Origin of the sequence: Micromonospora sp. C95 (assembly GCF_018070465.1) — a bacterium.
GTDB lineage: Bacteria > Actinomycetota > Actinomycetes > Mycobacteriales > Micromonosporaceae > Micromonospora.
The window spans coordinates 206641-226540 of sequence record NZ_JAGPXT010000008.1 but is presented as its reverse complement, the minus strand read 5'-3'; the positions used below and the strand labels follow the sequence as shown (position 1 = coordinate 226540).

Sequence of the window (19900 nt, the reverse complement as noted above, 5' to 3'; positions counted from 1 at the left end):
CACCCGGTCCCCGGCCTCCCGACGGGGTGAGGCCGCGGTTTGCGGCATGTCGGGCTCTCCCGTCTGGCTGATGGCCCGACATGCCGCAAGTCGAGGAGGCCGACGACCTGCCGCCGTCAGGCAGGTTCGGCGTCGGGTCCGGCCGGCGAGGGCGGCGGTCCGGAGGGCGACGATCGTTCGGAGGGCGACGATCCCGAGGGGGCGGTCGCGGGGCGGGATGGTGGCTGCGTCGAGGGTGGCGAGTCGGGTGTCGGCGGGTTGGACGATGAATCGGACGACGAATCGGACGTGCTCGCGGCGGCTTGCCGTTGGCGCTGGACGCTGTCGATGACCCGCCAGGCGACCGCGGTGATCGGGACCGCCACGAAGGCACCCGCGATGCCGGCGATGAGGGTGCCGGCGGTCACCGCGATCAGGATCACCACCGGATGCAGCCGCACCTGGCGCTTCATCACCAGCGGCTCCAGCAGGTTGCCCTCGATCTGCTGGACGGCGATCACGGCGGCCAGGGTGAGCAGCGCGGTGGTGGGCCCGTTGGCGGCCAGTGCCACAAGTACCGCGACGGCGCCGGCCACGGTGGCACCGACGATCGGCACGAACCCGCCGATAAACGTGATCAACGCCAGCGGGAACGCCAGCGGCACCCGGAGCAGCACCAGTGCCAGGCCGATACCCATGGCGTCGATCGCCGCGATCAACATGGTGCCCCGGCTGTACGAACCGAGGGTGTGCCAGCCGATGCGGCCCGCCTCGGCGGCGATGTCCCGGTTGCGCCCGGCGGCCCGGCGCAGCGTCCATTGCCACATCTCCCGGCCGTCCTTGAGCAGGAAGAACAGCAGCACCAGGGCGAGCAGGGCGGAGCCCACGACCTCGGCCACGGTGCGGGCGCTGGCGACCGGGTCCACCTGCTGCTGGCTGATCGCCTGGCGCAGCTGGTCCAGCAGGCTGTCGAGCTGTGCGTCGCTGACCGGCAGGGTCGAGGTGACGAAGTCGCGGGTGCGCTCCAGCCCTTGCCGCAGTTCCTGGCCCAACTCGCTGAACTGATCGGCGGTCAGACTCCACACCAGCGCGCCGACACCGCCCAGGATGCCGAGCAGGAAGAGAACGCTGAGCAGAGCGGCGAGCGCGGCCGGCAGGCGCAGCCGGCGGAGCGCCAGGTTCACCGGATCGAGCAGCCCGGCGAGGAACAGAGTGGCGGCCACGGCGATGGCCAGCGGGGTGACCAGCAGCGTGATCCGCGCCAGCAGGTAGAGCCCGGCGGCGATCACCACCAGGCAGGCGCTCCAGACCACCGCGGACCGGACCAGCCAGGGCAGGGCGGCCCAGGTCTGGCGCGGCCCGGCACCCCGAACCGCCGTCTCGTCAGGCTGGTTCCCGCCATCGCTTGCGACCACGTCGGCCCTCCTCAATGTCCGGCGAGGTGGGTACCCGGTCAACGTCCCTCCGACACTAGTCGCCAGCGATCGGGCGGAAGGGAGTTCCGCTCGCGAGAGCCGACTCAGAGCGACCGGCAATCAGTAGGCGGCGACCGGTGCCCGGCCGACGACCGCCGGGATCTCCCGGGTCTGCTCGGTGACACCGGGTGCGGTCAGCGGCAGGACCGACTCGCGTTCCTCCACCACCGGCACCAACGCGGCGGCCGCTTCCTCGCGCAGACTCCGGGCTGCGGCGGCGGAGAGCTCCGCGGCCCGCCAGGTGGTCTGTTCCCGTTCCCGGGCCGCCCGCTGCCGGGCCAGGAGATGGTCGCGTACCGCTCGGCGCAGCATCAACTCCTGTTCGACCGGGTGCAACCGGGGATCCCAGCCGCGGTGCGCGAAGACGTCGCTCAACTGCTCCACCGACAGTTCCCGCCGCCAGTAGGCGTCCAGGGCGGCCCGGTGCAGCCAGCGTTCCCGGTCGGCGTACTCGGCGGGGGTGCGGGCGGTCTGCGGCAACGGCATGCCGGCGGCACCGGAGAGCCGGCGTACGTTTGCCTCCGCCGCCTCGTACGCCTGCCACGCCTGCTCGGCCTCGTCCTGGGCGGCGAGCCACTCGTCGCGGCGGTGCCGGGCCGTCGCGTCGGCCCGCTCCGCGGCGATCGTCACCTCCTCCGCCCAGCGCTCCTGGTCACGTCGTTGCTCGGCGTGGTCGGACCGGCTCGGTAGGGCGGCCTCGCGGATGCGGGTGCCGGCGTCGGAACGGAAGAGTCGGGGTCGTAGCAGCAGGCCGGTGACGGCGAGGATCACCACGCCGAGCAGGCCCAGCCAGATGGCTGCGGCCCGGGGCGCGTCGAGCAGGACGGAGGCCAGGGCGGTACGCATCATCAACACCTCGCGGTCGGGATGAGTCGTCGACTGTGGTGGACGCGGGTCGTGACGGTGGGGCAGGTGCCCCGGGCGCGGCTGATGCCGTTGCAGGCTGGCCGGATCGGGCTCGCCGGGATGGTCCCGGGATCACCGTGGCAGTGACGCGGTGAGTCGGCTGGCCGCCTGGGTCCGCCTGGCGTCCGGCCAGCGCGGCGGCGTCACCTGACTCGATCGGTCGGCCGGGCCGCCGTCGGTCAGCCGGTCGGAGGGCCGCGCCGGGTCGGCTCGCCCGCGCGGACGGCGGGCACCGGGGCGACGCGGTGGTCGACCTGGGCGGCGTCGGCCGATGTGCCGTGGGTGCCTGCGGGCCGGACCGGCGCACTTGTGGTCGGCTCTTCCCACTTGCCGGCGTCGACCGCCTGCGCGGACTCGACGACGGGCGCGGCGGCCGACATCGTGGATGGCGAGCCGACGGCGACGGTGGCGCTCGGTGGTGGCACGGCGGTGGACCGGACCGGCGGATCGGTCGTGACGCCCCCGCCGAGGCCGACGGCGAGCACCAGTGACGCCAGCGCCAACCGGGTCAGCTCGCGCAGTGCGCACAGCGTCGCCGGCCACAGTGGACGGGCGAACGCTGGAGACGACACGGGTCCCAACCTATCCCGCCTTCGGTCAGATCGCAGCGCCGCGATCGTTCGGGGTGGGTGAAGCGCACCACGTCGTCCGATCAGGACGCCCCGCCGACCTGCCCCTCGGCGGTGTCGGTGACCGGCTCCTTGGTGAAGAGGGCCAGCAGATCACCCACCTCGTGGTCGGCCTCTGCCGGGTGGCGGAACCGTCCAGCGGGGTTGAGGGTGTACTCGTTGCGCCGGCCCACCCGGGTGCGATGCAGGTAGCCGCCGGCCTCCAGATCGGCCACGATCGCCTGGGCGGCCCGTTCCGTGACGCCGACCTCGGTCGCGACGTCGCGCAGCCGGGCGGTGGGATTACGGGCGATGGCGAGCAGGACGTGCGCGTGGTTCGTGAGAAAAGTCCAGTTACGCGCGCTTTCTCGTCCGTCAGTGCTCGCCATGTCCGCCATCGTATGACCTGCCGTTCGGCTACCCCGGCTCGCGCCGACGCCGACGCCCGGCTCGGCCGAGCGCAAGTGTCGACTGATGCATGAAATGCATATCACGTATAGCTTGACGTGCGTTATGCCGCGTGTGACCGTGATGGCAGCCCCGTGACCAGCGTCGGCCGGGATGACCAGGCATTCCTCCCAGAGATGAGGTGCAGCCGGATGAGTCGACCCGGAACGCTCGGTCCGCAGCCCGGTCGGGACCGCGACTCGCTCAGCGCGGATCTTCCCGGTGCCCCGCAGCGAGCCCTCGCCGAGTTGCTCGCCGGCAACCGCCGGTTCGTCACCGACACGCTGCGGCATCCCAATCAGAACGCCGGGCGTCGGGCCGCCGTCGCGACCGAGCAGCACCCCTTCGCGGTGATCGTCGGCTGCTCCGACTCCAGGCTCGCGGCCGAGATCATTTTCGACCGAGGACTGGGTGACCTCTTCGTGGTACGCACCGCCGGGCACACCGTCGGGCCGGAGGTGCTGGGCAGCGTCGAGTACGCGGTGGCCGTCCTGCGTACGCCGCTGGTGGTGGTGCTGGGCCACGACTCGTGCGGCGCCGTCCAGGCGGCCCGCGAGGCGCTGGCCACCGACACCACACCTCCCGGGCATCTGGGTGCCGTGGTCGACGCGGTGGTGCCGAGCCTGCGCCGAGCGCAGGACGCCGGTGTGCACGAGCTCAACGAGATCGTGGACGTCCACATCGCGCGGACCGTCGAGACGATGCTGGAGTCCTCTGCGACCCTGGCGGCGGAGGTGGCTGCCGGTCGATGCGCGGTGGTCGGCATGTCGTACCGGCTGGCCGCCGGTGAGGTGCGGGCGGTGGCCGCGGAACCCGCCGAACTCGGCGGCGCGGTGGCGACCGCACCCTGATCCGCTCGGTGAGCAAACCGATGGGGCCGTCCTGCCACGGCTGGCGGGACGGCCCCAGGTGCGTCGCTTCGGGCGATCAGAGCAGTGACACGTGCACGTGGTCCGTGTGGTTGGACGGGCCGCTGTAGGAACTCCAGCGCTCCGTCGCCGCGAACCAGATCTGCCGGTTCCAGATCACGTAGTAGACGCCCAGCCGGTCGGCGTTGCGGACCAGGAAGGCCGCCAGGTTGTTGCCGTAGATCCGGGTGTCGTTGTTGTGCCACGGCCTGAAGCCACTGTTCTGCAACGACCAGTCACAGGCCCGGCCCTTGGGATGCTCGAACTTGTCGCCCGGTCGGAAGCAGCCGACGAACCGGTTGAACCCGGCCCGCTTGACCTCCTTGTACATGTGCAGCGTCCGCGGCGTGATGCAGCCCGACGTGGTGGGGTCGTTCTGGCTGCACGACTCGGGCTTCCAGCCGCCGTCCGAGGCACGGTTCGGGCCGATCCGGGCCACTGGAGAGGTGGCGTCCACCAGTCCGCCGGTCAGGCCGACACCGCCGACCAGCCGGAGGGACTTCTCCGCCTCACTCTTCTTGCGCGCCATGTCGTTGGTCAGCTTCTTCTGCTCGCGCACCTCGGCGTCGAGCGCGAGCTTGGCCTGCTCGGCACGAAGCTTGATCGCGTTGACCTCGCCCAGCTTCTTGTCGTTGACCAGGTTCAGCTCGTCCAGTGCCGATGCGCGGTTGATGAACGAGTCGGGTGCGCCGCTCTGCAACAGCATGGCGATCGCGCCGACCCGGCCCGTCCGGTACGACTGGGTGGCGATCTGAGCCACCTGCGGGGAGAGCGCGTCCAGGTCGGCCTGGGCGGAACGGACCTCGACCGCCAGTCGAAGCTGGCGCTTCTTGGACTTCTCCAGCTTGGCCTTGGCCTTGGAGTAGTCCCGGGTGGTCGCCTCGATCAGATCGTTGAGCATCGGCGGGTCGTCGTCGTGCTCCGCCGGTTTGGGGTCGTTCGGTGCGGCCGTCGCCGGCATCGGGCCGGCGAACACGGCGAACGCGGCGAACACGGCCACCACGGGTGTCAACCAGCGGCGTAGGGGTGCCGTCACTGTTTTCCCTTCCATCGACCACCGACCGGGTTAGCTGACGGGTTCGGGACGGAAGTGGCCCCTACCGCTCTCGCGGATTCACCCCACACACCTGGGTCCCCGGCTCGCCTGACGGCGATTGGGCGGTGGCACCGCAGGCGCCGCTGCGCGCCTTCGGCGGTGACCGGCAGTGAGGTTACCCGACAGTCCATCTGTGCTTCTACGCCCCGAACCCGACGAGATGCGTCATTTCGTAATCGCTTTGAGTGACCAGCGACACGGTTTCGAGCCGCATCGGCAGGGGCCGTCACACTGAGGAGTGTCACCATGTGGGGTCCGTGCTCCTGTCCGGGTCGGGCCACCCCGAGTGGGTGGCGGGGGACGTGGTTCGAGTGGGTGGGGTGCTGAGGGCGCGGAGCGCCTCGGCCCGGTCCGTCGCCGGCCGGGGAACTACGGGGGCGGGCTCACCGGTGGGGGTGCCGGTGTCGCCGCGCCCGGCGGTGCTGACCAGCGCGGCGAGCGCGGTGGTGAGCGGCACCGCGGCGATCAGCCCGAGCGTGGCGACCACACTTCGGACGATCTCCGTGGTGAGGAACTCGCTGGTCAGGATCTGGCCCAGCGCGCGGGAGTCCGCGGTCAGCAGGAGCAGCAGCGGCAGCGAGGCGCCGGCGTACGCCAGCACGATGGTGTTTACCACCGAGGCGATGTGGGCCCGCCCGACCCGGGTGGCCGAGCGGTACAGCTCCCGGCGGGAGAAGTTCGGGTTGGCATGGCGCAGCTCGTTGACCGCGGCGGCCTGGGTGACCGTGACGTCGTCGAGCACGCCCAGCGAGCCGATGATGATGCCGGCCAGCAGCAGGCCGTGCAGGTCGACGTCCGCGCGGAACATGGACAGGGTGGTGGCGTCCTCGCTGCCGAATCCGGTCAGATGCGTGGCCCCGGTGGCGGCCAGCCCGAGTAGGCCGGTGAGCACCAGACTGGCCAGCGTGCCGAGCACGGCCACCGAGGTCTGCGCGGATATGCCGTGGGTCAGGTACAGCACCACGAACATGATCAACGAGGCGCCGACGATGGCCACGGCGAGCGGCGGCTGGCCAGCGCTGATGCCGGGCAGCACGAAGGTCAGCAGGATGGCGAAGCTGGCCGTCAGGCCGCCCAGCGCCGCCAGGCCCCGCAACCGCCCGAAGGCGACGATGGCGGCGGCGAAGAGCACGGCCAGCCAGATCAGTGGCTTGCCACGCTGGTGCTCGGCGATGTTGTAGGAGCTGATCGAGGGGTCCTCGGGGTCGATCAGCGAGACCAGGATGACGTCGTCGTCGACCTCGACGCGGGGCGCCCCCGGCCCGGCAGGGACCGGCGTCTGCACCTCCTGTCCGGCGTCCGGCCCGGTCTGGACCCGGACGGTGACCGTGCCGCAGGGACCGTCCGCGGCCGACGGGGTGCCCTCGGGCACCACCGGGTTGGGTGGACAGGGCTCGCTGACCACCCGGGTGACCGTGCCGTGGTAGCGGGGAGCGTCGTCGGTGGCTTCCGGGCGGGGAGCGTCCCGGGGCCAGAGCACGATGGCGGCGACCAGGGTGGCGAGGAACAGGGGGACCACGGTCACGACGAGAATCCGCCGCACCCCGGGCGGGGTGGGCGGAGCGGAACGGGTGTGGTCGGCGCCCATTCAGTGTCTCCCAACGATTTCAGGGCTGAGTACGTGTCGACGGGCGACACGGTTCAGTGCGGCCGTACGACCGGGTCGAAGGGCAGCCTGAGTGGCCCGAACGTGGCGGGTTGGCTGCGTACCGTGAGCTGTGGGTTGGCCCGGGACGACCGTGGGGGCGTCCGCCCGACAGTGACCGCGGGCCGCGCGGCACGGATTTTCGGCTGGCCATCGTGTGCGAATGGTAACCAGCCTGACATCACGACGCCGGTCGCGAGGCTGCGTCGGCGGGTCGGGTCAGCCGCGTTTCATGAGGCGGCCGATGGCGGCCATCATCTCGGTGGCCATCTCGTCGGCGCGACCCTCGGCGGCGCCTTCGTGCATGCAGTGCCGGGCGTGGCCGTCGAGCAGGCCGAGGGCGACCTTGTCCAGCGCGGCCTGGATGGCGGAGATCTGAGTGAGCACGTCGATGCAGTAGCGATCGTCGTCGACCATCTTCTCGACGCCGCGCACCTGGCCCTCCACCCGGCGTAGCCGGGCGAGGAGTTGGTCCTTGCTGGCGGTGTAGCCACGGATCGGCGTGGGTGTGGTCATGCCGACAAGAGTAACCTACCCCCAGGGGGTATGGTACGGTCGATGCCGTGGATACCCCCTGCGGGTATCCGGGGTGGATGTTCGCTCCACCGGAGGAGTGGGAGGAGAGTTCCATGGTCAGCACGACGTACCAGGTGCAGGGCATGACCTGCGGGCACTGCGTCAACGCGGTCAGCGCCGAGATCGGTGCGATCGAGGGGGTCAGCGACGTCCAGGTGGACCTGGCCACCGGTCAGGTGACCGTCACCAGCGACCAGCCGCTCTCCGGCGACGCGGTGCGTACCGCCGTGGACGAGGCCGGATACGAACTGGTCGGGGCCTGAGTCGGCCGGCGGGCGGAAATCGAGGGGTCAGACCATGAACACGGCGACGAAGCTGAGCGGCTTCTTGCTCGCCCTGACGGCCGTCTTCGGCGCGGCGTACGGGGTGGGGCACCTGGCCGGCCCGGTGACCGTGATCGCCGCCGACCACGACAGCGAGGGTGCCGGCCACGGCGCTGACCTGAGCGGTGCGGCTGCCGACCATCAGGCGGCCGGGCACGAGGACGAGGCCGGGCACCTGCCCGGCGGACTGCTCGTCGCCGACCGTGGCTACACCCTGGTGCCGGTTGCCGCGCCGCCGGGTGAGTTCGCGTTCCGGATCACCGGCCCCGACGGCCGTCCGGTCACCGGGTACGACGTCACCCACGACGAGCGGATGCACCTCATCGTGGCCCGCCGCGACCTCTCCGGCTTCCGGCACGTCCATCCGGAACTGGCCGAGGACGGCACCTGGCGGATCGCCTCGCCGCTGGACGCTCCGGGGGTGTGGCGGGCCTTCGCCGACTTCACCCCGACCGGCGGCGACGCCCTGACACTCGGCGTCGACGTGACCGTCCCCGGCGCGCTTACCGAGCGACCGCTACCGGCTCCGGCGAGCAGCGCCACCGTCGACGGTTACACGGTCACCCTCGCCGGCACGCCGCAGCCCGGACGCAGCAGCACGCTGGCCCTCACCGTCAGCCGCGCGGGCGCGCCGGTCACCGACCTGGAGCCGTACCTCGGCGCGTACGGTCACCTGGTGGCGCTGCGCCGCGGTGACCTGGCCTATCTGCACGTACACCCCGAGGGCGCGCCGGGAGACGGGCGCACCGCCCCCGGCCCGCAGGTCAGCTTCGCCGCCGAGTTCCCCTCGGCTGGCGCGTACCGGCTCTACCTCGACTTCCGCCACCGGGGCGTGGTGCGTACCGCCGAGTTCACGGTGCAGGTCGGTGACCTGGGCGGCACCACCGGGCCAGCCGACGGGCAGGCCACCTCCGGGCCCGAGGACGGGCACGGCACCCCCGGGCACGGGCACGACTGACGGGATCAACCATGAGCACGAGCCGACCCCTGACCGCCGCACCGCACCTGATCGAGCTGGCCATCGGCGGGATGACCTGTGCGTCCTGCGCCGCCCGGATCGAGAAGAAGCTCAACCGGATGGACGGCGTGCAGGCCACCGTCAACTACGCCACCGAGAAGGCGACGGTCTCCTACGCCGAACCGGTCACCCCGGACGACCTGGTCGCCACGGTCGAGAAGACCGGTTACCGGGCCGCCCTGCCACCACCGCCCACCCCGACCGCACCGACGGTCGCCGCCGAAGCGGCGGATCCGCTGCCCGCCCTGCGTACCCGGTTGTGGGTCTCGGTGGCGCTGAGCGTGCCGGTGATCGCGCTGGCCATGGTGCCGGCCTGGCAGTTCACCTACTGGCAGTGGCTGTCGCTCACCCTGGCCGCCCCGGTGGTGGTCTACGGTGGGCTGCCCTTCCACCGGGCCGCGCTGGTCAACCTGCGGCACGGCGCCGCGACCATGGACACCCTGGTGTCGCTGGGCACGCTGGCCGCCCTGGGCTGGTCGGTGTGGGCACTGTTCCTCGGCACCGCCGGCACCCCGGGAATGACCCATCCGTTCAGTTTCGACATCGGGCGCACCGACGGCTCCGGCAACATCTATCTGGAGGCGGCCGCCGGGGTGACCACCTTCATCCTCGCCGGCCGCTACTTCGAGGCGCGGGCGAAGCGCACCGCCGGGGCGGCCCTGCGGGCACTGCTGGAACTGGGCGCCCGGGACGTGTCCGTGCTGCGTGACGGGGCGGAGACCCGGATCCCGATCGACCAGCTCGCGGTGGGCGACCGCTTCGTGGTCCGGCCCGGAGAGAAGATCGCCACCGACGGAACGGTGGAGGAGGGCACCTCGGCGGTCGACGCCAGCCTGGTCACCGGTGAGTCGATGCCGGTCGAGGTGGGCACGGGCGACACGGTGATCGGCGGCTGCGTCAACGCCGGCGGCCGACTGGTGGTCGCCGCGACCCGGGTCGGTGCCGACACCCAGCTCGCCCAGATGGCCCGGCTGGTCGAGCAGGCGCAGAGCGGCAAGGCCGCCGCGCAACGGCTCGCCGACCGCATCTCCGGGGTCTTCGTGCCGATCGTGATCGCGCTGGCCGTCGGCACGCTGGGTTGGTGGCTGGGCAACGGCGCCGGACCGGCCGCCGCGTTCACCGCCGCAGTGGCAGTTCTGATCATCGCCTGCCCGTGCGCCCTCGGCCTGGCCACACCGACCGCGCTGCTGGTCGGCACCGGCCGTGGCGCACAGCTCGGCATCCTGATCAAGGGACCCGAGGCGCTGGAGTCCACCCGGCGGGTGGACACCGTGGTGCTCGACAAGACCGGCACTGTGACCACCGGCCGGATGAGTCTGCTCGCGGTGACCCCCGCCGAGGGTGAACGGCGCGACGAGGTGCTGCGGCTGGCCGCCGCCCTGGAGAGCGGCTCGGAGCATCCGGTCGCCCGGGCGGTGGTGGCCGGTGCCAGCGAGGCCGGCGTGCTGCCGCCGGTCATCGACTTCGCAAGCGTGGCGGGGTTGGGCGTGACCGGCACCGTGGACGGCCGTCAGGTGCTGCTCGGCCGGGGCCGGCTGCTGCGCGAGCGGGGTCTGGTCGTACCGGACGACCTTGCTCGGGCGGCGACCGACGCGGAGGCGGCGGGGCGCACGGCCGTGCTGGTCGGCTGGGATGGTCGGGCCCGGGGCCTGCTCGCCGTGGCCGACCAGGTGAAGCCGACCAGTGCGGAGGCGGTACGGCGGCTGCGCGCGCTCGGCCTGTCACCGGTGCTGCTCACCGGTGACAACGCCACGGTCGCCCGGGCGGTGGCGGCCGAGGTGGGCGTCGACGAGGTGATCGCGGAGGTGCTGCCGACGGAGAAGGTCGAGGTGATCGCCCGGTTGCAGGGCGAGGGTCGGGTGGTGGCTATGGTCGGCGACGGGGTGAACGACGCCGCCGCGCTGGCCCGGGCGGACCTCGGACTGGCGATGGGCACCGGCACCGACGTGGCGATCGAGGCGTCCGACCTGACGCTCGTCCGGGACGACCTGCTGGCGGCGGTGGACGCGATCCGGCTGGCCCGCAACACCCTCGGCACCATCAAGGGCAACCTGTTCTGGGCATTCGCCTACAACGTGGCAGCCCTGCCGCTGGCCGCCGCCGGGCTGCTCAACCCGATGATCGCGGGAGCGGCGATGGCGTTCTCGTCGGTGTTCGTGGTGGCCAACAGCCTCCGGCTGCGCCGGTTCCGCCCCGTTTCCTGAAGTTTCCTGGTTGGCCGCCGCCGGGCTGGGTACCTGACTGGACGTAGCGGCAGGAATCCCCCGGGAGGCTGACATGGGCGTCGAGGACAAGTTCAACAACACCGCCGAGAACACCGGTGGCAAGATCAAGGAAGGCGTGGGTCGGGCCACCGACGACGAGCAGCTGGAGGCCGAGGGCCGTGGCGAGCAGATGCGCGCCAACATCAAGCAGGCTGGCGAGAAAATCAAGGACGCCTTCCGCAAGTAGTCAGGTACGCGACATGGACGCCGGGCCGGCGTGAGCCGGCCCGGCGTTCCCCTGCGCTCAGGCGCCCAGCGGCCGACCGCCAGTGAGTCGCAGGGTGAACCCCTCGGCGTCGCGGTGACAGGTGACGTGGTTGCACGACTGGTGGGTGATCCACAGACCCAGCCCGCCCGGCGTCCCGTTGACCGACGGCAGCAGCCCGGCGTACGGATCCTGCGGCCCGGTACCGGAATCGCTGACGGTGGCCACGATGCGGTCCGCGCCCACCCACAGCCGGAACCGGACCGGGGGACGGCCGTGCCGCAGCCCGTTGGTGACGGTCTCACTGACGGCGACGACGAAGTCGTCGAACTCGTCGTCCGGTAGCCCGCCCTGGCCGGCCTGGTGCACCGCCGCACGGGCCTGCGCGGCCGTCGGGCCGAGCAGATCGACAAGGGGCGGGGCCGCCTGGATCGGGTCGGGTGGCATCGGGCGCGTCTCGCGCAGGAACGTCTCCGGGGCGACGTAGTCGGCACTCGGCACATGCCGCCCGTCGGCGCGGGCGAAGCACGGGTGGGTGGCGGCGACGTCGGCCAGCACCCCAGGCGCGGTGGTCCGGGTGTCGTACGCACACATGCTCCACAACGGCCAGTCGTCATACGCGCGGTTGATCGCCGACTCGTACCGGGCCCACCAGTCCCATGTGGGGCCGAGACCGACCGGCGGCACCTCGCCGATGATCCGGATCTGGGTGGCACCGTCGGCGACCAGATCGGCGAGGAGCTGGCGGTACATCCGGATGGCGGCGGTGGGCCGGCCGTAGACGTCACCACCGGACAGGAACTCGACCTTCGTGTCGGCGGGCAACGCGGCGCGGACCAGGTTGCCGGTGCGCTCGCCGAGTGCGACGAAGGTGGGCTCGTTCGCCTCGACGCCCCCGACCAGGAACGGCACCACGACGGCGAGCAGTTCCTCGTCGGAGCCGTAACAGACAGCCTCGTGGAAGTAGCCGGTGTGTCCGGCGGCCGCGCCGGTTCTCACCGAGCCACCTCCACCCGCACGTCGGGCAGGTCCAGCAGGGCGGCGAGCCGGGCCACCCCGGGGCGGGCGGTCCGCAGCACGACGGTCGCCTGCCGGTCCCGGGCGTACTCGTTGAGGTGGATGAGCGCCCGGTGGTCGAGGAAGCGAAGGCCGTGCGCGTCCAGCACCAGTTCGTCGTCGACGGGTTGCAGATCCGCGCGGTCCAGCGCGGCGCGGAACAGGTCATGGTTGGACGGGTCCAACTCGCCGGCGAGGGCGGTCTGTCCCTGACGCAGCGGTACGGCGTACAACCGGAACAGCAGCTGGCCGAGGTTGTGTTGCGGGTGCAGGCAGGCCAGCTCGGCGACCGCCGGTTCGCCGAGCTGTGAACGGTCGTACGCGCACATGGCCCGGAAGGGCTCGGTACGCATCATCTCGTTGACCCGCTGCTCGTAACGGGCGAACGTGTCGCGCTGAGCGGCGGTACGGACCAGCTCGGTGGCGTCGGCGGCCACCCGTAGGCCGGTGTATCCGTCGGCGACGGCCTCGCGGGTGGCGCTGCGGTAGACCGCTACCTGACTCGCCGGATCGATCACCGCCGTGCTGCGGTACGCGCCGTCGAGGGAGCGGATCTGGGCGGCACCCGTCAGCAGCGCGTCGGCGAAGTCCCGGGCACCGAGCAACTGATCCCGGACCGGCTCGGCGGGACCGGAGACGACGAACCACACCCGCTCGCCGGCCGCCAGCCCGGCGCGCAGGAACTCCACGGCATGGGTCATGAACCCGGCCGGGTCGTCGTACGCCCAGCAAAGGTGCCAGTACCGCGGCGGCTGGTCAGCAAGCACGGCACTCCGCCCGCTCACGTGAGGTGCCCCATCAGTGCAGTCTACGGCGTCGCCCGGGGCGGGTCCGATATGCAGGTCCTCCGGTTGCCGGCCGGCCGGGAACCAACCGGCGGTTTCGACCGACCAATACGGCGATGACAGCCGTGACCGACGACATCAGCGGATACGCGCTTGCCGCGGGCCGGGGCGACCACGTCGCCGCGGCAGCTTTCGTGCGGGCCACCCAGCACGACGTACGGCGGTTCCTGGCCCACCTGCCCGGAGTCCGGGAGGTCGACGACCTGGTCCAGGAGACGTACCTGCGCGCCTGGCGGGCGCTGCCCTCGTTCGCCGGTCGGTCCACGGCACGGACCTGGCTGCTGGCCATTGCCCGCCGGGTCGCGGTGGATCAGGTACGCGCCGCCACCTGCCGGCCACGGACCGCGAACCTCGGCGACTGGCAGGCCGCCGCGGAGAGCACGCCGACCGGAGTGCGCGCCGGGGTGGACGAGCAGGTGGTGCTTCGTGGGCTGCTCGACGGCCTCGCGCCCGAGCGTCGGGAGGCGTTCGTGGCGACCCAACTACTCGGCCTGTCGTACGCCGAGGCCGCGAAGGTGTGTGACGTGCCGGTCGGCACCATCCGGTCCCGGGTGGCCCGGGCCCGGGAGGACCTGGTCGCGGCGATCCGGTCGGCGGAGCAGCCGACCGACCGGCCCGGTGCCGCCAGCTGAGCAATCGTCGTCAGGCGACCCGCCGCTGATCACGGTTGCCGTCGCCCGGGCCGGCACCGCTGCCGGCCCGGGCCGGCCCGTGGTGCGCCTGAGCTGAGTACGGCGGCAGCAGCCGCAGCGGGGCGGGCTCGTCGACCTCGTCGAGGCGCAACCGCCAGCGGGACCGCTCCGATTGATGCCGGTCGCCCGGTTCGCCGGGCAGGCGGGTGCTCCGCGCCAGCAGCACCGTGATGAGGTAGCCGACCACCAGGAATCCGTGGCTCACCAGCCGTTCCACTGCGACCTGCGAGGCGACGAGGTCGTTGACCGAGAGCAGCACCAGGGTGATCACGAAGGCACCGAGCATCGGCAGCAGCCCGGACGGCGAGGTACGGCGCAACGCGACGAAGAGGAACCCGGCGCCCACCGCGACGTTCCACGCGGCGGACTCGTGCCACAGGTGCTGGCCGTTGGCGTGCAGGTGCTCGGCGACCTCGGCCCGGCCGATCTGCGCCAGCCCGAGCACCAGTTGCACGGCACCGAGCAGACCCAGCGCGCTGCGCAGCGTGTTGACCAGCGTGAGCCGTCGGCCGGCCGCCGGCCACAAGCGTCGGGGCAGCCCGATGGTGACGAGCTTGCGCCGGCCGTGCCGTGGCGGCGGCGCGGCGGCGAGGATCGCCTCGGTCAGATCCGGCTGCGCGGTCACCACCCGGGTACGTGCCCGGCGGGTCACCCTCGCCGCCGAGTCCAGCCAGGTCCGGCAACCGGCACACGTCTCCAGGTGCCCGCCGGCCCGGCGCTGCTCGTCCGCCGTCACCTCACCGTCCAGCTGCGCCGACAGAATCTCCCGCCACTGCTCACACCGCATGTAGCAATAGTCGCTCCCCGCGCCGGCATGGTTCCCGGCCGGGACCGGCGGAACCGGCCGACGCCGAGGTCAAAGCCCTCCCGGCCGCTGCTCTTGGTGCGACGTCGTTCGTCGACCACCTCAGCGGCCGGGCAGGCTGCCGAGCAGCACGGCCCGCGTCGACCGGTGGGTGAGGCCCTCGGCGACGCTGCCCAGCAAGCGGTCGCCGATCCCGTGTCCGTGTCGGCCGACCACCAGCAGGTCCACATCTCGGTCGTCGGCGACCGTGAGCAGGGCGTCGATGGGATGGCCGGTGACGATCGCGGTGGTGGGCCGGGGCAGCCCCTCGGGCAGCTCGGCGGCCCGTTCGTCGATCATGCGGCGAGCCCGCTCGTGCTCCCGCCGGGACTCGGCGTCGGACAGGTCGGGGCTGGTCACGGTGACCAGGACGAGTTCACTTGTGCTACCGGTGAGGGTGCGGACGATGGCGCGCAGCGCCCGGTCGGAGTGCTCGGAGCCATCCACGCCGACCAGCACGCGCAGCCCGGTGCCGACCGCCTCGGACGGTCGGTGACGTACGTCGACCACCTGCGGACGGGCCCGGCCCCGCTCGACGGCGATCGGTACGAACAGCGGCCCGAGCAGCGCACCCACCAGATACCAGAGTGGGCTGCGATGACCGCCACGAGTGACGAAGAACGCCGCGGTGCCCAGGCCGACGGCCAGCCAGAGCACCGCCACCAACGCCGCGTACCACCACTCAGACACGGCGTACCCCGTCGGCGGGTCTGACCTTCGACGTGGCAGGGACGGCTTCGGTCATACCCGCGACTACCCGGCCAGGCCGGGGGTAAGCCCACGGCTCGTCCGTCGCGAGGAGGTTGCCGGGGGTGTCCCGTCCGTTCGTGAACTGGTCCGGCAGTCTCGCCTTCACCCCGTCCGGCTACGCCGAGCCGACCGACGAGGAGGAGGTGCGGAAGCTGGTAACGAGGGTCCGGGAGTCGGGAGACACCCTGCGCCCGGTCGGCTCGGGCCACTCGTCGAGCCCGCTGGTACGCACCGACGGCACCCTGGTCAGCCTGCACCGGATGGCCGGAGTGATCGACAAGGCCGGCGACCGGGCCACGGTCCGGGGCGGCAGCCGGCTCAAGGAGTTGGGTGCGGGCCTCTACGACGTCGGGCTGGCGATGGACAACCTCGGCGACGTGGACTACCAGTCCATCGCGGGTGCCACCGCCACCGGTACCCACGGCACCGGCCTCGGCTTCGGCAACCTGTCCACCCAGGTGTCGGAGGTACGCCTCGTCACCGGCACCGGCGAGGTGCTTGACGTCTCCGCCACCAGCAACAGCGAGCTGTTGCCCGCCGTCCGGCTTTCCCTCGGCGTGCTCGGCGTGGTCACCCAGCTCACGCTTGACCTGCAGCCCCGCTACGACCTGCACCGACGGGCCTGGTGCGCGCCGGTCGAGTGGACCCTCGATCACCTGGCGGACCTGCAGCACACGAACCGCAACATGGACTTCTACTGGTACCCGCGCAGCGACCTGACCCAGATCCGCACCATGAACCGGGCAGACGGCGCATCCGGACCGCCGGTGGCCGCGGCCGGTCGGACGCCGAAGTCCGACGGGTGGTACGAGCCCCGGGAACTCGAGGTCGGACCGACCCACCGCACCATCCCGCAGGACCGGGAACTGCCTTTCGAGGAGATCGAGTACATGCTCCCGTCGGAGGCGTTTCCGGCCTGCTTCGCGGAGGTCCGGCGACGGATCCTGGACCGGCACCGGCGCACCGTGGGCTGGCGGGTGCTGGTCCGCAGCATCGCCGCCGACGACATCTGGCTCAGCAACGCCTACGGTCGCCCCACCACCGCCATCGCCTGCCTGCAGAACGCCGCACTGCCGTACGAGGAGTACTTCCGGGACATGGAGGCCGTCTTCCGGCAGTACGGCGGGCGACCGCACTGGGGCAAGAAGCACTGGTTGTCCGCCGACGACCTGCGCCCGCTCTTCCCCCGTTGGGACGCCTTTCAAGCGGCCCGTCGCCGCCTCGACCCGGACGGAGTCTTCCTCACCCCGGACCTGGCCCGACTGTTGGAGGAGGCGTGATGGCGCAGGTGTGGGCGGTGCCGGGTGGCCACGTGCCGTTCGGCGGCACCGGCGGCGAGCCGCAGTTCACCAGCTTCGACAAGTTGTGCGTGCTGAACACCACCGACTCCGCGGCGGAGGTGACGCTGCACTTCTACTACGAGGACACCGAACCGGTCGGGCCGTACCGGTTCACCGTCGGCGCCCGACGGATCCGGCACGTACGGATCAACGACCTGATCGATCCGGAAGCCGTCCACCTCGACCGCCCGTACGGCTGCGTGCTCAGCTCACCGGTGCCGGTGGTGGTGCAGTTCCTTCGGCAGGACACCCGCTTGCCGGGCACGGTGGCACTCACCGGGACCATGGCCCACCCCGTCGGCTAGCCGAGGAAACGTCTCGGTCGCCGGTAGGCGCTCGGGCCGGCCGCGGCGGGTCGCCGGTCGCTGATCACCCCAGCAGGTCGCGACGGCGGTTGCCGAGCCGGCCGAGGGCGGCGGCGGCGACCGCGATCACGATCATGACGCGCGCCGCCGTCCAGCCCGGTGACTCGGCCGGAACCGCCGCCAGATGGGCGAACGGTGAGATCGCGGCCAGCCACCCGGGCAGGTCGGCGCTGTCGGCGAGCACCTGGAGCAGGAAGCCGCCGACAGCGGGTAGGGCGCCGACGGCCGCGGTGGCCCGGGGCAGCCAACCGAGCGCGAGTATCGCCGCACCGACGCAGAGCAACACGACCGGCAGCACGTTCCAGGTGCCGGCCAGGGCCGCGGTCAGCGGCAGCGGGGCGTTCACCAGGGCGGCACCGAGCCAGGTCGCCGTCGCCGCCACGGTGACGAGGACGGCCACCCCGGCGAGGGTGGCCAGCGTCTCGGCGGTCAGCAGCCGGTTGCGGCTGACCGGCTGTGCGTACAGCGAGGTCAACCGGCCGTCCGTCTCGGCGGCCACGAACTCGGCGAGCCGGGACGCGGCGAACACCCCGACCGGCACGGCGAGCAGGACGAACAGGGAAGCGGTGTAGCCGCGTACGCTGCCCAGCTCGGTGAAGCCGGCCTGCGCGGCCAGTTCGGCGAAGCGCGGATTGTCCGACAGGAAGCGGGTCATCGACGTCGCCAGCAGCCCGATCAGCAGAAAGTACGCGCCGATCCCGGCGGACCAGCCGACCAGCGGGCGCATCATCCGGCGTACCGCGAACCCGCCGACCGTGCCGAGCAGCCACGTCCGGGGCGGCCGGCCGGCCGGCGCGGCGACCAGCCCGGCCCGCACGTCGCGACGCCCGGACAGCGCCATCGCCGCCGCACCCACCAGGAGCGCCGCACCGGCGAGCACGAACAGCGGCAGCAGCCGGTCGTCGTGGTAGGGGCGGACGAGGGCGATCAGCCCGTACGGCGACAGCCAGCGCAACCACCCCAACGCGGCGACACCGTCGCCGACCATCCGGGCCAGCAGCCCGACGCCGAGCACGGCCAGGGCCGACCCGCTCGCCCCGGCCCGGGTCGGCATCACCTGCGCGCTCAGCAGCGCCGTCGACACGGCGAAGAGGGCGACCAGCACGAGACCCACCGCGTACCGGAGCGCGCCGTTCGGTGGTGTGCCGGCCGCGACCAGCACGACCCCCGCCGCCGCCCCGGCGACCACCACGGCGACACTCAGCACCGCGAGGTGCCGACCGAGCACGGTCGGCACCGCCAGCCGACCGGCCAGCAGGAGGTCCCACCGGCCGCTCTCCTCCTCGCCCCGGGTGACCCGGGTGGTGGCGAGCACCGCCCACACCGAGAGCAGGACGGCAAGCACGGTGCCGGTCCGCCAGACGGTGAACCCACCCGGGGTGTCCAGCGCGAACGGTTCGCCGAAGAGGGTACGGACCGCCGGGTTCTCGGCGAGAGTGGCCAACGCGGCGGCGTCGAGGGCGGTGCCGGCCGTGCTCTCGTACCCGGCGACGACGACGGCGGTGACACCGGCCGCCACCGCGGACACGACGAGCGCGGGCCGGCGGACCTGACGCAGCGCGAGCCGGGTGACGGCGGCCCTGGCGGTACCGACACCGACGGCGGTCATCGGCCCTCCTCGCCGTAGTAGTCGAGGAAGATCTCCTCCAGCGTGGGCTCGCGCATGGTGAGCGTGGTGACGTCCGTCGCGGCCAGTGCCCGCAGGGCCGGGCCGGGCGGCCCGGTGAGGGTGAACCGCAGCGCGGCCCCGTCGACCTGCACGCCGTCGACCCCGGCCACGCCGGTCAACTCGGGCGCGGGACCGGCGAACCGCACCAGCACCTCGGTGCGGTGCAGCCGGCGCAGCTCGGGCATGGTGGCGACATCGACGAGGCGTCCGGCGCGCAGAATGCCCACCCGGTCGCAGACGGCCTCCACCTCCGCCAGTTGGTGGGAGGAGAGGAACACCGTGCTCCCGGCGTCGCGGGCCTCGACCACGGCGCGGCGGAACTCGCGCTCCATCAGCGGGTCCAGACCGGCGGTCGGTTCGTCCAGGACGAGCAGCGGTGCGCGGGTGGCGAACGCGGCGACCAGGGCCACCTTCTGCCGGTTACCGGTGGAGTAGGCCCGGCCCGGCTTGGACAGGTCGAGGGCGAACCGGGCCACCAGTTCGTCGCGGTAGGCGACGTCCACGCCCGGGCCGGTCGAGCCGAGCAGCGCCAGGATCTCCGCGCCGGTGAGCTGCGGCCACAGCGTCACGTCGGCCGGCACGTACGCGATCCGCTGGTGTGCCGTGGCCACCTCAGCGGCGGGAGTGCCGAAGATCCGCGCCTGGCCGGCGGTCGGACGAGCCAGGCCGAGCAGCAGCCGGATGGTGGTGGACTTGCCCGCCCCGTTGGGGCCCAGGAAGCCGAACACCTCACCGGCGTTGACGGTCAGGTCGAGATCGTCGAGGGCGAGCAGCGAACCGTAGCGCTTGGTCAGGTGCTCGGTGCGGATGGCGGGTGGCTGCACGGCGGCCTCCGTGGGATCAGGGACACGACCGCCGACCAGGCTTCCCGGCACACCAGCCTCACCGT

At 72.3% G+C, this 19900-nt stretch carries 21 protein-coding genes and 1 riboswitch; of the genes, 8 read left to right on the top strand and 13 right to left on the bottom strand.

The window, feature by feature from the left end; genetic code table 11:
• Positions 1-116: 116 nt before the first annotated feature.
• From KBX00_RS12925 to KBX00_RS12910, 4 genes are all read right to left on the bottom strand, one after another.
• Positions 117-1394 carry an AI-2E family transporter gene (locus KBX00_RS12925; protein WP_210826568.1) on the bottom strand — a complete coding sequence of 426 codons (1278 nt, stop codon included), beginning with the start codon at positions 1392-1394 and terminating at the stop codon, positions 117-119.
• A gap of 120 nt (positions 1395-1514) precedes the next feature.
• A complete protein-coding gene (locus tag KBX00_RS12920) occupies positions 1515-2300 on the bottom strand; it encodes a hypothetical protein (protein ID WP_210826567.1) in 786 nt (261 codons plus the stop codon).
• Positions 2301-2539: 239 nt separating this feature from the next.
• On the bottom strand, positions 2540-2932 hold the full coding sequence (locus tag KBX00_RS12915) for a hypothetical protein (RefSeq protein WP_210826564.1): 393 nt from the start codon (positions 2930-2932) through the stop codon (positions 2540-2542).
• Positions 2933-3012: 80 nt separating this feature from the next.
• Entirely contained in the window at positions 3013-3366 is a 354-nt protein-coding gene (locus tag KBX00_RS12910; RefSeq protein WP_210826563.1) for a helix-turn-helix domain-containing protein, read from the bottom strand.
• Between the two features lie 201 nt (positions 3367-3567).
• On the opposite strand from KBX00_RS12910, the gene KBX00_RS12905 reads away from it, so the two are divergent.
• Positions 3568-4266: a carbonic anhydrase gene (locus tag KBX00_RS12905; protein ID WP_210826562.1), complete on the top strand. Its 699-nt coding sequence runs from the start codon at positions 3568-3570 to the stop codon at positions 4264-4266.
• A 76-nt stretch (positions 4267-4342) separates the two neighbouring features.
• On the opposite strand, the gene KBX00_RS12900 is transcribed toward KBX00_RS12905, so the two are convergent.
• The 3 genes from KBX00_RS12900 to KBX00_RS12890 form a co-directional block, all read right to left on the bottom strand.
• Positions 4343-5359, bottom strand: a complete 1017-nt coding sequence (locus KBX00_RS12900; protein ID WP_210826561.1) for a hypothetical protein — start codon at positions 5357-5359, stop codon at positions 4343-4345.
• Between the two features lie 3 nt (positions 5360-5362).
• Positions 5363-5494: riboswitch (cyclic di-AMP (ydaO/yuaA leader) on the bottom strand.
• A gap of 166 nt (positions 5495-5660) precedes the next feature.
• On the bottom strand, positions 5661-7007 hold the full coding sequence (locus KBX00_RS12895) for a YibE/F family protein (RefSeq protein ID WP_210826560.1): 1347 nt from the start codon (positions 7005-7007) through the stop codon (positions 5661-5663).
• 276 nt (positions 7008-7283) lie between these two features.
• Positions 7284-7580: a metal-sensitive transcriptional regulator gene (locus tag KBX00_RS12890; RefSeq protein WP_210826559.1), complete on the bottom strand. Its 297-nt coding sequence runs from the start codon at positions 7578-7580 to the stop codon at positions 7284-7286.
• 113 nt (positions 7581-7693) lie between these two features.
• Between KBX00_RS12890 and KBX00_RS12885 the strand changes: the two genes are divergently transcribed.
• The 4 genes from KBX00_RS12885 to KBX00_RS12870 all read left to right on the top strand — a co-directional run bounded on the left by KBX00_RS12885 (position 7694) and on the right by KBX00_RS12870 (position 11432).
• Positions 7694-7903 carry a heavy-metal-associated domain-containing protein gene (locus KBX00_RS12885; protein WP_210826558.1) on the top strand — a complete coding sequence of 70 codons (210 nt, stop codon included), beginning with the start codon at positions 7694-7696 and terminating at the stop codon, positions 7901-7903.
• 34 nt (positions 7904-7937) lie between these two features.
• Entirely contained in the window at positions 7938-8921 is a 984-nt protein-coding gene (locus KBX00_RS12880; RefSeq protein WP_210826556.1) for a hypothetical protein, read from the top strand.
• Between the two features lie 11 nt (positions 8922-8932).
• Positions 8933-11185: a cation-translocating P-type ATPase gene (locus KBX00_RS12875; RefSeq protein WP_210826553.1), complete on the top strand. Its 2253-nt coding sequence runs from the start codon at positions 8933-8935 to the stop codon at positions 11183-11185.
• Between the two features lie 73 nt (positions 11186-11258).
• Positions 11259-11432, top strand: a complete 174-nt coding sequence (locus tag KBX00_RS12870) for a CsbD family protein (protein ID WP_210826551.1) — start codon at positions 11259-11261, stop codon at positions 11430-11432.
• Positions 11433-11489: 57 nt separating this feature from the next.
• Here the strand turns inward: KBX00_RS12870 and KBX00_RS12865 are convergent, their stop codons facing one another.
• Positions 11490-12449, bottom strand: coding sequence for an anti-sigma factor RsbA family regulatory protein (locus tag KBX00_RS12865; RefSeq protein WP_210826549.1), 960 nt, complete (start codon positions 12447-12449; stop codon positions 11490-11492).
• Entirely contained in the window at positions 12446-13273 is an 828-nt protein-coding gene (locus KBX00_RS12860) for an MEDS domain-containing protein (protein WP_307868558.1), read from the bottom strand. The genes KBX00_RS12865 and KBX00_RS12860 overlap by 4 nt, the downstream gene beginning before the upstream one ends.
• A gap of 143 nt (positions 13274-13416) precedes the next feature.
• Between KBX00_RS12860 and KBX00_RS12855 the strand changes: the two genes are divergently transcribed.
• The gene (locus tag KBX00_RS12855) at positions 13417-13983 is read left to right on the top strand and encodes a sigma-70 family RNA polymerase sigma factor (protein WP_210826654.1); all 567 of its coding nucleotides are present in this window, start codon (positions 13417-13419) and stop codon (positions 13981-13983) included.
• A gap of 10 nt (positions 13984-13993) precedes the next feature.
• On the opposite strand, the gene KBX00_RS12850 is transcribed toward KBX00_RS12855, so the two are convergent.
• Together KBX00_RS12850 and KBX00_RS12845 are read right to left on the bottom strand one after the other, a co-directional pair.
• On the bottom strand, positions 13994-14830 hold the full coding sequence (locus KBX00_RS12850; RefSeq protein WP_210826547.1) for a zf-HC2 domain-containing protein: 837 nt from the start codon (positions 14828-14830) through the stop codon (positions 13994-13996).
• 120 nt (positions 14831-14950) lie between these two features.
• Positions 14951-15577 (bottom strand): universal stress protein, encoded by a 627-nt coding sequence (locus tag KBX00_RS12845; RefSeq protein WP_210826545.1) that lies wholly within the window; start codon positions 15575-15577, stop codon positions 14951-14953.
• 122 nt (positions 15578-15699) lie between these two features.
• Between KBX00_RS12845 and KBX00_RS12840 the strand changes: the two genes are divergently transcribed.
• The gene (locus KBX00_RS12840; protein WP_210826543.1) at positions 15700-16917 is read left to right on the top strand and encodes a D-arabinono-1,4-lactone oxidase; all 1218 of its coding nucleotides are present in this window, start codon (positions 15700-15702) and stop codon (positions 16915-16917) included.
• Positions 16917-17282, top strand: a complete 366-nt coding sequence (locus tag KBX00_RS12835; protein WP_210826540.1) for a sensory rhodopsin transducer — start codon at positions 16917-16919, stop codon at positions 17280-17282. The genes KBX00_RS12840 and KBX00_RS12835 overlap by 1 nt, the downstream gene beginning before the upstream one ends.
• A gap of 64 nt (positions 17283-17346) precedes the next feature.
• On the opposite strand, the gene KBX00_RS12830 is transcribed toward KBX00_RS12835, so the two are convergent.
• On the bottom strand, positions 17347-18951 hold the full coding sequence (locus tag KBX00_RS12830; RefSeq protein ID WP_210826538.1) for an ABC transporter permease: 1605 nt from the start codon (positions 18949-18951) through the stop codon (positions 17347-17349).
• Entirely contained in the window at positions 18948-19835 is an 888-nt protein-coding gene (locus KBX00_RS12825; protein ID WP_307868555.1) for an ABC transporter ATP-binding protein, read from the bottom strand. Before KBX00_RS12825 ends, KBX00_RS12830 begins: the two co-directional genes overlap by 4 nt.
• Between the last annotated feature and the right edge of the window lie 65 nt (positions 19836-19900).